The following is a 12,639-nucleotide window of genomic DNA, read 5'->3' as shown; positions in this document are numbered from 1 at the left end:
GCTGATCACTTAATTACCCAAAATTAAAGCGAAAAACGGCATCAGTTTCTTGATTTTATTCATGTTTTTAAACGGTTTGCCGATATATCATTTAATACACTCTGGTTTGGTATTGTTATTCATGTTTAACAACAAAAGTATTCTTATTACCGGTGGTACAGGTTCTTTCGGCCACCAATACGTCAAAACGCTTCTGGCGCATTATCAACCGAAGCGTCTGATTGTCTACTCCCGTGACGAGCTAAAACAATACGAAATGCAGCAAATGTTCGATGCGCCCTGCATGCGTTATTTCATTGGGGATGTACGCGATAAAGACCGCTTAACCCAAGCCATGCGAGATGTGGATTATGTGATTCATGCAGCGGCTCTTAAGCAGGTCCCAGCTGCGGAATATAACCCAATGGAATGTATTAAAACCAACATTCATGGGGCCGAAAACGTAATTGCTGCCGCCATTGCAACCAATGTGGAGAAAGTGATTGCGTTGTCAACGGACAAAGCGGCGGCGCCGATTAATTTATATGGTGCAACCAAGCTTGCCTCTGACAAACTTTTTGTCGCAGCAAATAATATGGTTGGTCAAGGTCGAACACGCTTTTCTGTGGTGCGCTATGGCAATGTGGTGGGTTCCCGTGGTTCCGTTGTGCCTTTCTTTCAGAAATTGGTCAATGAAGGCGCACAAAGCATTCCCATTACTCATCCGGATATGACACGCTTTTGGATTACTTTGCAAATGGGTGTCGATTTTGTGCTCAGCAATTTTCAACGCATGCACGGAGGTGAGATTTTTGTGCCGAAAATTCCTTCTGTGCGCATTATGGATCTCGCGACCGCTTATGCCCCAGAGATTCCCACAAAAGAAGTCGGCATTCGACCCGGTGAAAAACTCCACGAGGTAATGTGCCCTTCTGACGATTCTTACCATACTTTCGAGTTTGCTGACCATTACGTGATTGCCCCCAGTATTAAGTTTTATCAAGAGGATATTCGTTTCGATTGCAATAAACAGGGGGAAAAAGGCTCTTTAGTTGAAGCGGGGTACGAATATCATTCGGGTAATAATCCGCATTTTTTAACGGTTGACGAGATATTAACCTTCGATGACTCACTCTGATTTTATTCCTTATGGCAAACAGTCCATCAGCGATGACGACATTGCCGAGGTGGTTCGGGTTTTAAAGTCGGACTTTCTCACTCAAGGCCCAAGTGTTACAGGGTTTGAGCAAGCCATTGCCGAAAGAGTCGGGGCTCAATTCGCTATTGCTGGCAACAGCGCCACTTCCATTTTGCATTTGGCCTGTTTGGCGTTAGGCGTAGGGGCTGGAGATAGAGTATGGACCTCTCCAAATACCTTTATCGCTTCAGCTAATTGTGCTCGCTATTGTGGCGCTGAGGTGGATTTTGTCGATATCGACCCACGTACTTACAATTTAAGCGCAGAAAAATTAGAAGAGAAGCTAATCTCAGCAAAACGTCTTAATACCTTGCCAAAGGTGGTTATTCCTGTGCATTTTGCTGGGCAGTCTTGTGATATGGAAGCCATCCATCACTTATCTCAAGCATATGGCTTTGCTATCATTGAGGATGCCTCTCACGCCATTGGTGGACAGTATAAAGGCCACCCTATCGGTGATTGCCGTTATAGCGATATCTGTGTGTTTAGTTTTCATCCAGTGAAAATCATCACCTCAGCAGAAGGCGGCATGGCCGTCACAAACAGCACCAAACTTGCCAAGCATATACGCACGCATGCCCAACAAGGTACCACTAAAGCGTCAGATGAACTGACGCAATCCCCTGGTGATTGGTACTACGAACAACACACGTTGGGCTTTAATTACCGCATGACAGAAATGCAAGCGGCCCTTGGTTTGTCTCAACTCTCTCGACTGGATCAATTTATCGAGAAGCGCCACCAGCAATTCAAATATTACGAAAAGCTGCTAAAAGATTTTCCGATCACCTTGCCATTCCAAGCAGAGGACACTCACTCCTCCCTGCACTTGTATCCTATTTTATTGCCAGAACATAATAAAGCCGCCCGAAAAGGGGTATTTGAGGTTTTACGTCATGCTGGCATTGGTACGCAGGTACACTATATTCCCGTGCACACACAGCCCTATTACCAGACACTGGGCTTTCAGCTGGGGGATTTTCCGGTTGCAGAAGATTATTATTCACGAACCCTGAGTCTGCCGCTTTTTGCCGACCTAACCACGGCACAACAGGAACGTGTTGCGCTGATTTTAAAACATGCGCTGATTGCTAATCGAGTCATGAGTGCCTGACCATGAAAGACATCGCCCTTCTACAAGAAAATCACCATCGGGTAGCCGTGATTCCAGCCCGTGGTGGCTCCCAACGGATACCAAGAAAAAACATTCGTTTGCTAAACGGCAAACCTTTGTTGGCTTATTCCATCGAGGTGGCGAAAGCGTCTGGCCTATTTGATCGCATTGTCGTATCGACAGATGATGAGGAAATAGCTGAAGTCGCACGAGAATACGGTGCTGACATTCCATTTATGCGCCCACGCAACTTGGCTGATCACATGACAGGAACGACCCCAGTAATGCAACATGCTCTACGTATGTTGATCAAACAATCGTCCCTTGATGACTCCAAACGCCCTACCCAAGCTTGCTTGATCTATGCAACCTGCCCACTTTTAACCCCAGAAGACTTACAACAAGGCTTTAATGGCTTGGAAAATGCTACATTTTGCTTCTCTGCTTGTACCTTTGACTTTCCTATTCAAAGAGCGTTGCACCTCGATCAGAATGGCCAACTTGCACCAATGTTTCCAGAGCACATTGCCAAACGTTCGCAAGATTTAACGGAAGCCATTCATGATGCAGGGCAGTTTTACTGGGCCAGTGTTCAAGACTGGCTAGAGGATGGTGTTATTTTTGGCGCAAAATCCAAACCTATCATGTTACCAAGACATCGCATTCAAGATTTGGATACAGAGGAAGATTGGCAACGATTAACACAACTAATGGCGCTATATCATCACTGAGAATTCTTGGTGGACCGTTTTGGCAACACGATCAGCTCCTTTGCCATCAACAAGACTCCGAGCGATCTTCCTGGCCTTGGTCAGCCAAGTGTCATCCTGCCAATAGATCATCACTAGACGAATAAGATGCTCGATGCGTTCCACTTGCTGTTTTTCGCTAACGTCATCAAACCGAACAGCATCACACCAAGTCATTGGAACATGTTGCTCTAGAGAGCGAGTTTGATTCTCTGCCACTTGAGCAAACACCGTTGGTACCCCCATACAAGCCAATTCAAACAAGGTACCACCCGCCGCAGAAATAGCCATTCTTGCTTGACGCATTAATGGAGTGACATCACTCACGCCTTGCCGCCAAGCGATGTGTTTTTCCTCGCAATAAGCAAGCACCTCTGCGCTATTTCTGGCATTCTTACCCAGCATCACTTGCACCTTGTCTAATGAAAATCCGGTCTTTTCTAAAGCCTTAAGCAAAGGTAAGGTCAGCGCCAATGGATCAGTCCCCCCCAAGGTCAAGAGCAATCTATCTGGGGTGATCGACTCAGAGTAATGCTGTGAGAAAGAGGAACGTAACAAGGCGTATTGTCCGCCAGTAAGAGGCATGGCAACTTGGGAGGAATACACTTGATTGAGTGGATTGACTAGCCACTTAGCGGGAAAGATGCCTCTGTCATTCATGTCGTCTACGACCAACAGGTTTGGCTGTACTTGAAACAAACGCGCTATATTATCCGCTTGATAACCATAGTGGTCTAAAATCACCAAATCTGCCTGTTCCGCCAATGACAACAAATCCTCTTCGCAGTCAATCAAAAGATCGTGATCCGAGGCGAACTGCCGGTAACGATGGTGAACAACAAACTGGCACGTCCAGCCTAATCGCTCAAAGGCGCTGGCCAACGCCTGACAACGAACACGATGCCCCATACCTATTTCTATGGCCGCATCAGCTCGAATCAGCGCTTTCATTCCATCATATTCCACGCCAGTGGCTGACCTTTTATGGCATCCACTTTCAGTACTTTTCCTAACACCTCTGGCCAATACTTAGGCGCTAGACCAAAAGACGGGCGGATAATTTTTAAATGGGTCTCGCCAAGTACCGTCCCTGCTGGCAAGTCCTGTGCGATATAGATAGAACGACGATATTTTTTCGCTGCTTGCTCGGCCTCAGAACCACCATAAACAACACGCCCCAATGCGGCTTTTGCATCACGACATGCTTTTACTAACGCTGCCATTTCAGACGGCTCCATAGAGAAAGCCGCATCGACACCACCAGCACAACGATCCAATACAAAATGTTTTTCTATTGCGGTTGCACCTAGTGCCGTCGCAGCAACAGCCGCCCCTAATCCCTGTGTATGATCGGATAATCCCACTTGGCAGCCTGTACGCTTAGCAAGATCCGCCATGGTCATCAGGTTTGAATCCTCAATTCTTGCTGGGTAAGTACTGGTACATTTTAGCAATGTCAGGGGGTTATTACCGATTGCACGAATGGTTGCAATGGCTTCTTCTATTTCAGCAAACGTCGCCATGCCAGTCGACATAATAATCGGCTTATTGGTTCTCGCCACGGCTTGAATCAATGGGATATCAGTCATTTCAAACGAGGCTATCTTGTATATCGGCACATTGAGAGACTCAAGAAAATTCACCGCACTGATATCAAAAGGCGAGCTAAACGCCACCAAGCCAAGCGATTCTGCTAACTCAAACAAGGGTTTATGCCATTCCCAAGGGGTTGATGCTTTGGCATATAGGTCGTAAAGATTATCCCCTTTCCACAGGCTATCACTTTCTGAGACCATAAATTCATCACGTCGCACATTAAGCGTCATGGTATCAGGTGTGTACGTCTGCAATTTAATGGCATCAACACCAGCCTTGGCAGCAGCATGAACCATTGCCTTCGCTAGCTCAAAGTCTTGATTATGGTTGCCAGAAAGCTCGGCAATAATAAATGGGTCTTGTTCGAACATAATTAACCGTTGTAAAAGGTTATAAGGTGATCATTACCTTTGTCTATAAAGTCAGACGCCTGCTGTAACATGCTTGGCATTTCGTCTAAAAATTCACACCAAACATCAAACATCTTACGTGCACGACGCACGGCTTCAGCCTCATCCTCGTGTGCGAAAATAAACTTTATGATCAAGAAGGCGGAATAGGTAAAGGAACCAATAAGCAAATCATGAATATGGCAATGTACACTGGCACGAAGAAAAAACAGTCTACGGTGATGGGACCACAATAAATCACATACGGCTTCACGGGTTGTGACGGTATCATCCCAACCTTGCTGCAAAAGCTTAGCTATTTTATAAAAATCTTCGATAGAAATGAGCGTTTCTGGCGCCTCTTTTAGCACACTGGCTGGCGGTTCGGTAAAAAAACATTGATCCAGTAGCTGAATCACGGTTTTGTGGTCAATCTTAGGATCTAATATCATTAGATCCTCTGGTTTGAGTGGCTCAACCCCTTCGATTTTCGCGCCATCAGATAAATTATAGCTATTAAACCCTCGACGCTTCTTCAAAAGCCGCGTTAAGGACTCTAACTGAACCCGAGATGTATCCATAATATTTGTCGCATAGATCACATCACCAAAGTTACCCTCACGTTGAATTAAAGAGGCATCTTGAAAACTCTGAAAGCCGGACTCTTTGCCATCTTTATAATAACCACTGTGGATAGAATGGTGACTGCCTTTGTCCTTGAAACCATTGTCGACCCCAAGGTAATAAACTGTATTAAAGCCAAACAAGTGCACATAAGATAACGCCAAGTTAGCAACCACTGGATTGCAAAAGTTTAGCTGAACATACTCTTCCATATCTCCTTGGGCACGGGCTTGATGCAGAATCAAGGTTGTAATGGCCTCCCCAGGCTTTAGCCCCATACCAGAATGCTTAAAATATTGAAAATACTCGGGGTGCATTACATCAACAGACAGCCCCCAGATCTGATCTAGATAGTCTTGATCCAAAAAAACAAACTTGTCGACGGTTTGCTTCATGCGCTCGATATCCACATGAATATCTGGCGTGACACCCAGTTTTTTAAGCGTGTTGATGGTGGAACCACAACTAATCACTAGGACTTGATCTCGCACCTCTTTTACCAAGTCAATACCTTGATCAAGAGATGGCCCATTACCTAAGATAAAAACAGGGATATCCAATACCCATTTCGGGAGCTCATTACGCCCTTTAAAACGAGCTAAACGAGTATTGGGTAAAGATCGCAGCCCCTGAGCAATGCCAATCAATGCATCGTCAAAAAACCCCCACCCCATCACCTGACGAACATAATGTTGTTTAAAATAGTGGATAGCTTGATTGTTTTCAGGACTACTGTAGGCAACGTGCAAGAAGGTTTCCGGCGCCATAAAATAACCATTTTCGGCCAACTGAAGTATGTATTTATCCGTAAAATCTTCAGCATCCACACCTAGAGAAAAATAAATGGTGCGACCATCTCGATTAAACTTTTCCAGTATCGGTAGCCAATCAATTGCAAATAAGGAGTAATAAAAACAATCTAAATTTCGCTCATATAGATAAAGATGCTTCACCTCCCGACACTCAAGAAAAGCTTCTAGCTGATAACCAAGTTCAATGCCAAAAAAAACGGCGGATCCCACGAACTGGGTTATGCTCTCTTGTTTAGCAAGTCCTTGAGCTTGCGCAGAAGCCACATCCATCATTTTATTGCTATAAAACACGTGACGGCTTGGGTGATTCTCTGTTTTATCTAAATTTAAAAATGTTTTATTAGGAGAGCGAAGTGAGGCCAAGACTTTTTTTTGTGATTGTTTTTTAGGCTCATCGGAAAAAAAGGGCACACCAACATCTTTGCGAAAAAGATTCAGGTCGCCGTTTGCTTCCATATAGAAAAAAGGGTTATCTGGTGTATAGGATTGAAACGCTTCATAGATATGCGGCATCACCTCAGCAAAAACGGCCATATTATTAGCATATCGATTATTGAGCTCTGACTCGTGTTCTTTTATACGGTGAAGACCTTGTTGCAAAAGAGAAAGATACTCTTCCGTTGGCACGGTGTCGGCCCATTGCCCCTCATTTTGCATGCTTTACGCCCTTGTACTGGATCACACCTTGACGGGTTTTAGTTGATTTAAAAAGCTCATTTTGCATGACAGTATGAAGATTCTCAACCAGCTCAAGCGCACGCTGATGAACTTGAGCAAACTCTTTAATCGCTTGATTCACACCTGCATCATTCGAAGGCTGGATTGATCGTATAAACGCATCATGTTGCTCACAAAACTGTAAAATACTATCAACATCCTGGCCTTGAACACTCGCTTCTAGCTCATCCGTCAATTCGACAAGATAGGCCGTATCCAGCATTAAGCAATACCCACACGGGCTTCCGCTCTATCAGCATAGGCTTTCTGTTTATCCGCTTCAGAGATTTGATCCCAAGCCCCTTTGACCTGTAGCAATAACTCCATCACATGATCAATAATGCTAGTATCACGTGTTGCGCTGGCCTCATTGATTTTGACCGTCATATAGTCATACAGGGAGTCTAAATTATCGACAAGCTCTGGGTTAGTATCGCGATCCAAAGCATCACGCAAGCCATTAATAATTTCAACGGCATTGGTCAATGCTGTAGCTTTACCTTGCAAGTCCCCCCGCTCTATGAACCCTTTACCAAGCGCCAAACGCTCTAAAGCTCCTTGCATCAAGAGCTGAATGACTCGATGAGGATCAGCTGATGCCAAATCAGACTTCAAAGAGTCTTGTCTATAAGCATGAATCCCTTTTTTCTCGTACATAAACAACCCCATTTATTACAGTTTAAACGTTACTTCATTTTTTCTAGTGCATTATTTAGATAGTTCCCTTGTGCTTTCATCTCAGAAAGCCGAGAGTCTAAATGTGTAAATTTATCTCGCAATGATGACTCATAACTCTTCATTCGATGTTCAAAGTTCTTCATTGTTTCTTCAGTATCATCTTTCGACTTTTCGATAGAGTTCTTTAACGTGGCATTCATTCCATCTCTACCGGTATAGTTATCCAGAACTTTTTCAAGGGATTTTGCCAAGCCATCGTTACCCGTAAACAAACCAGGAAGCTCGTCATAACTTGTGGACATGACTTTATCGAGCTTATTTTGATCGAGACTTAATGTTCCGTCGTTGCCAATTTTCACACCTAAGTCAAAAATATTATTCAACTTACCAGGACCAGCATGAGTCATCATTAAACTATTCGTTAAAGAAGACTGTAAATTTCGAATCATACTATTGCTATTTAGCACAGCCCCCTTGGAGGTACTCTTTTTTAAAACGCCAATTAATTCATTGTATGACGAGACAAACCCCTGAATAGTGTCCTTAACGGATTTCTCATCCTGCGTCACATTCACCTTGGTCGGTTTATCTGTTAATGCCAGTGCATCAATGGTTAAACCGGATACTGCCTTATCAAATTTATTACTATCATTACGAATTTGGATACCATCCACTGTGATCATTGCATCACGGGCCTGATCTCCTTGCAGCATGACCATGCCAGCAGATAAACCTGAGGTAGACACACTGTCTAATGACAAACCATCCGAATTAACAGGAGGCTTTTCTAAGGTATCTTTACCGTCTTTTGTTAACGTATCTGAAATGGGTAGTTTGCCCAACGGGGTCTTTGTATTGGTAATACTGATGGAGTTATTATCGCCTTCTTTATCTGACGTAACAGTAAAAAACAAATGACCTTTTCCGTCATCGATGATGTTGGCAGAGACCCCAAAATTATCCTTGGCGTTATCAATTTTCTTTCTTAACTGGGCCAGAGTCGTTCCTGGGTCCACATCTACTGAAAATGATTCATTACCAGCACTTAGGTTCAACTTTCCACCACGAGCCGTAATTACATCACTCTCAGAATGAAATATATTGGGTTTAGATATGATTCGGCTACCTTTAGCCGTCTGATCTACACTGATTTCATAAGAAGAGTTTGACGCTGTCGGGCCCGCAGTAACATCCAATACTTTTTTGTCGTCAGGCTGATCAATCTGCGTATTACGCCCTTCAAAACTTTCTTTGTTATTCAGTTTTTCCACGGATGATTTGAATTTGTCTATCGATGCACCGACTGTCCCAAGAGCAGATAATTTAGCGTCATAGCCATGGATTTTGTCCTGATACAGCTTAACTTTTGGGTCTCGCTGAGCACTCACCATTTTTTTGACGAGAGAGTCCAAGTCTAGACCCGATCCCATACCCAATGAGCCAACTGGCATATCTACTCTCCTGATGCATTACAAATTACTAAATATATCAAATCATACTTTGCTGTTGACAATGGTACCTTTGATGTCACGTAGCTGACTAATAATATCATCAATCCGCTTCGACATTTTTATAAACTCTTCCGAAGGAATTTGACGAACAACATCCCCCGTGGTTTGGTCGATCACCTTGACGATTTTTTCATTACTGTCTTTGCTCATTTCAAACGATAGATGAAAATTCAACTGAGCCATCTTGGTGTTCATTTGTTTTACTTGATTTGGCTCTATCTTGTCTGAAAAGGTTTGTTCTTTCGAATCTTCTTTATTTGTTTTATTGGTATCGGACAAAGTCTGGACAACTTTAGCCTCTGACTGATTCCGTACATGAAAATTATCAGAATTACGCTGTTCGGGCCTTATCGGTAATGAACTTAACGTATGTTTAGAAATATCACTTGAACTGATCGACATAGTCTGAACCTCTCATAACACATAGAAAGCTGAGGTAGCCCCTCAGCTTTCTATAATGTGAAATTATCTCAATAGAGACAGCGCTGTTTGCGGGCGCTGATTTGCTTGAGATAAGATAGACGAACTAGCCTGTTGCAAAATCTGTGCACTTGTTAACGCTGCGGTTTCCTTCGCGAAATCCGTATCTTCAATACGGGCACGCGCAGCGGTCACATTCTCAGTGATGTTGCTTAGGTTATTAACCGTTGACGAGAAACGGTTCTGTATTGCACCCAATTCCGCACGCTTAGAATCCACTGCAGAAATCATCGTATCAATGACGGAAACCATACTTTGCGCATTCGTCATGGACGTAACCGATGCCGTAGTGATGCTAACTTGGGAAGAGGCCTGACTTGACAGACCTGACATAGTAAAGCCACCATTCCCAGCAAAGTCAATAGACCCAGTGGCACCAGCATTCGTCATATTAAAACTGATCGTTTGATTCGAGTCAGCACCCACCTGAAAGACGCCATTGTAGGTGCCATTAAGTAAGTTTCTTCCACCAAACGTAGTATCCGACGCAACCCGGTTAATTTCCTTCGATAGTTGTCCCACCTCTTGCTGTATGGCTTTCCTATCTTCATCGCTATTTGAACCGTTAGAGGCTTGCAATGACAAAGTACGTATACGCTGAAGCATATTAGTTGTTTCATCCAATGCGCCTTCTGCCGTTTGTGCGACAGAAATACCATCATTCGCATTTCGCACAGACTGATTCAACCCATTCACCTGAGAACTTAAACGGTTAGATACTTGTAAACCTGCGGCATCGTCTGCTGCCGAATTAATACGCTTCCCAGAAGACAATCGCTGGTAAGCAACATCTAGCGTGTCGCCTGACTTCATCAACTGACGCTGAGCATTCAGAGATGAAACATTCGTGTTTACATAAAGAGCCATAAATAGCCTCCTAAAGTTTTCGACAATTCCTGCAAAAAAGCAGCACTCGTCCTTAATATCGACGAGAACATCAATAACTTTACTGTTTCATGGCATTTATTTACCCAATACAGGCAAAAACCTTCACCTCAATCGGCAAAAATATTCCTAACTGATTAATATAAATGATTTTTTTTCATTTATTTCCTGACCAATAAAACCGTCTAAATAATGTAAAAACGAAGCATAATAGACTCGTTATCACTACAAAAAGCCTAACGGGAGCCCCCTCCCTTCTAAACGAAAAGAACCAATAGACACACGAAATCGATACATCCAACATCGACAGGCAGACATATCCCTATGAACCAAAGTAGCAGGTGCGACGAAATAGTAATGAGTGTAAAACCCACCTGACGCAGATGTTATAAAAATCAGACACTATCAAGCGACAGAAAAATATCCGCCTAACATGCCAGAGACAAAAGCGCGCAGCCGCAGGTATTGTATTAGCTCCACTTAATCACTCGTTATCAAATGCAAACCTCCAGAAAACACAAATTTTAGGCACAAAAAAGCCAGATGAAACACTTTCATCTGGCCAAAAGCCGCTTTCCCCAAGAGAATAGGAGCCGCTTGAAATAAATAAATTTAAGAGAAGAAAAGCAGTACCTAGGGTACTACTTTCACTCGCTATCTAATGCTAATTAACGACCACCCAATAGAGACAAAGCCGCTTGAGGACGTTGGTTAGCCTGAGAAAGAATACTACTACTAGCTTGCTGAAGAATTTGAGCACTGGTTAAAGCAGCCGTTTCTTTGGCGAAGTCAGTATCTTTGATACGTGCACGTGCAGCTGATACGTTTTCGGTAATATTACTCAAGTTATTCACAGTAGAGGAGAATCGGTTTTGTACCGCACCTAACTCAGCACGCTTAGAGTCTACTGCCGCGATCATAGTATCAATAACTTTGATCATACTTTGCGCATTACCCATGGTGGTAATTGATGCGGTATCTTTAGAGACCTGAGGTGTTGCTGCACCGCTTGACAACCCAGACATGGTAAAACCACCATTTCCTGAATAATCAATGGAATTCGCATTACCACCAGATTCCAGTGTAAAACTAATGGTTTGGTTAGAGTCTGCACCAACCTGAAAGACACCAGCGTAAGTACCATTAAGCAGGTTACGTCCACCAAAGGTCGTCGTACTGGCAACACGGTTTATCTCTTTAGAAAGCTGCCCCATTTCTTGCTGCATCGCAACACGGTCTTTATCACTGTTTGATCCATTAGCAGATTGAATGGATAGAGTACGCATACGCTGTAGCATGTTGGTTGTTTCGTTCAACGCACCTTCAGCGGTTTGAGCAACAGAAATACCATCATTCGCGTTTCGCACTGATTGATTCAGGCCATTCACCTGAGAAGTCAAACGATCACTGATTTGCAAACCAGCAGCATCATCAGCAGCACTGTTAATGCGGTAACCAGATGATAGACGCTGGTACGCAGTATCCAATGACTTACCCGATTTCATTAGCTGATTCTGAGCATTTAAAGAAGAAGTATTTGTGTTTACATATAAAGCCATTTTGCTTTCTCCTAAATAATAAAAAAAGAGAGATAACGCTGTAAAATCAACTTGGCATCCACATATACAGCGATCTACCAAATGCTCGTTTGAATTGTGTTATCAAACTCCATATACCCTTTATCGACACTCTATTTGCAATCTTTAACTTTTTTTTCTATTTTTTCTGCTTTCCTCAAAATCCTTTACACTTAAAGACAACAAGGACAAGAAAGTCAGTAGAGTACGCAAAGCTATGTACAAAAATTAAGCACTTCGGCCTTATTTGCAATCTACTACAAATAATCCGTTGTTAGCAAAAAGACTCATGACAAAAAACAGACAATTGTGATACGAGCTATTCAGTGT

The 12,639-nt window shown here is 43.3% G+C and carries 12 protein-coding genes; 3 read left to right on the top strand and 9 right to left on the bottom strand.

All coding sequences use genetic code 11. The annotated features are described in order from the left end of the window. Positions 1-121: 121 nt before the first annotated feature. From pseB to pseF, 3 genes are read left to right on the top strand one after another with little or no spacing between them, the layout of a single operon-like run. Positions 122-1,117 (top strand): UDP-N-acetylglucosamine 4,6-dehydratase (inverting), encoded by a 996-nt coding sequence (pseB, locus tag MSP8886_RS05280; RefSeq protein ID WP_067014464.1) that lies wholly within the window; start codon positions 122-124, stop codon positions 1,115-1,117. Then, positions 1,104-2,291: a UDP-4-amino-4,6-dideoxy-N-acetyl-beta-L-altrosamine transaminase gene (gene pseC, locus MSP8886_RS05275; protein WP_067013481.1), complete on the top strand. Its 1,188-nt coding sequence runs from the start codon at positions 1,104-1,106 to the stop codon at positions 2,289-2,291. Before pseB ends, pseC begins: the two co-directional genes overlap by 14 nt. 2 nt (positions 2,292-2,293) lie before the next feature. Next, entirely contained in the window at positions 2,294-3,022 is a 729-nt protein-coding gene (gene pseF, locus MSP8886_RS05270; protein ID WP_067013479.1) for a pseudaminic acid cytidylyltransferase, read from the top strand. Here pseF and MSP8886_RS05265 read toward each other — a convergent pair. The 9 genes from MSP8886_RS05265 to MSP8886_RS05225 form a co-directional block, all read right to left on the bottom strand. Beyond that, positions 3,008-3,991, bottom strand: coding sequence for a PseG/SpsG family protein (locus MSP8886_RS05265; RefSeq protein WP_067013477.1), 984 nt, complete (start codon positions 3,989-3,991; stop codon positions 3,008-3,010). The two genes, pseF and MSP8886_RS05265, sit on opposite strands and share 15 nt — an antisense overlap. Further along, on the bottom strand, positions 3,988-5,007 hold the full coding sequence (gene pseI / locus MSP8886_RS05260) for a pseudaminic acid synthase (RefSeq protein WP_067013475.1): 1,020 nt from the start codon (positions 5,005-5,007) through the stop codon (positions 3,988-3,990). The genes MSP8886_RS05265 and pseI overlap by 4 nt, the downstream gene beginning before the upstream one ends. Before the next feature lie 2 nt (positions 5,008-5,009). Further along, entirely contained in the window at positions 5,010-7,118 is a 2,109-nt protein-coding gene (locus MSP8886_RS05255; protein ID WP_067013473.1) for a motility associated factor glycosyltransferase family protein, read from the bottom strand. Continuing rightward, positions 7,108-7,401: a hypothetical protein gene (locus MSP8886_RS05250; protein ID WP_067013471.1), complete on the bottom strand. Its 294-nt coding sequence runs from the start codon at positions 7,399-7,401 to the stop codon at positions 7,108-7,110. The genes MSP8886_RS05255 and MSP8886_RS05250 overlap by 11 nt, the downstream gene beginning before the upstream one ends. After that, positions 7,401-7,835 (bottom strand): flagellar export chaperone FliS, encoded by a 435-nt coding sequence (gene fliS / locus MSP8886_RS05245; protein WP_067013469.1) that lies wholly within the window; start codon positions 7,833-7,835, stop codon positions 7,401-7,403. Before fliS ends, MSP8886_RS05250 begins: the two co-directional genes overlap by 1 nt. Before the next feature lie 29 nt (positions 7,836-7,864). Continuing rightward, positions 7,865-9,307, bottom strand: coding sequence for a flagellar filament capping protein FliD (gene fliD / locus MSP8886_RS05240; RefSeq protein WP_067013467.1), 1,443 nt, complete (start codon positions 9,305-9,307; stop codon positions 7,865-7,867). Positions 9,308-9,349: 42 nt separating this feature from the next. Further along, positions 9,350-9,769 (bottom strand): flagellar protein FlaG, encoded by a 420-nt coding sequence (locus MSP8886_RS05235; RefSeq protein ID WP_067013465.1) that lies wholly within the window; start codon positions 9,767-9,769, stop codon positions 9,350-9,352. 63 nt (positions 9,770-9,832) lie between these two features. Continuing rightward, positions 9,833-10,714 carry a flagellin N-terminal helical domain-containing protein gene (locus tag MSP8886_RS05230; protein ID WP_067013463.1) on the bottom strand — a complete coding sequence of 294 codons (882 nt, stop codon included), beginning with the start codon at positions 10,712-10,714 and terminating at the stop codon, positions 9,833-9,835. 686 nt (positions 10,715-11,400) lie between these two features. Beyond that, positions 11,401-12,291: a flagellin N-terminal helical domain-containing protein gene (locus tag MSP8886_RS05225; RefSeq protein WP_067013461.1), complete on the bottom strand. Its 891-nt coding sequence runs from the start codon at positions 12,289-12,291 to the stop codon at positions 11,401-11,403. Positions 12,292-12,639 lie beyond the last annotated feature (348 nt).

The organism is Marinomonas spartinae, assembly GCF_900089775.1.
Lineage (GTDB): Bacteria > Pseudomonadota > Gammaproteobacteria > Pseudomonadales > Marinomonadaceae > Marinomonas > Marinomonas spartinae.
The sequence above is the reverse complement of the archived record's forward strand: the minus strand, read 5'-3'. Positions and strand labels throughout refer to the sequence as shown.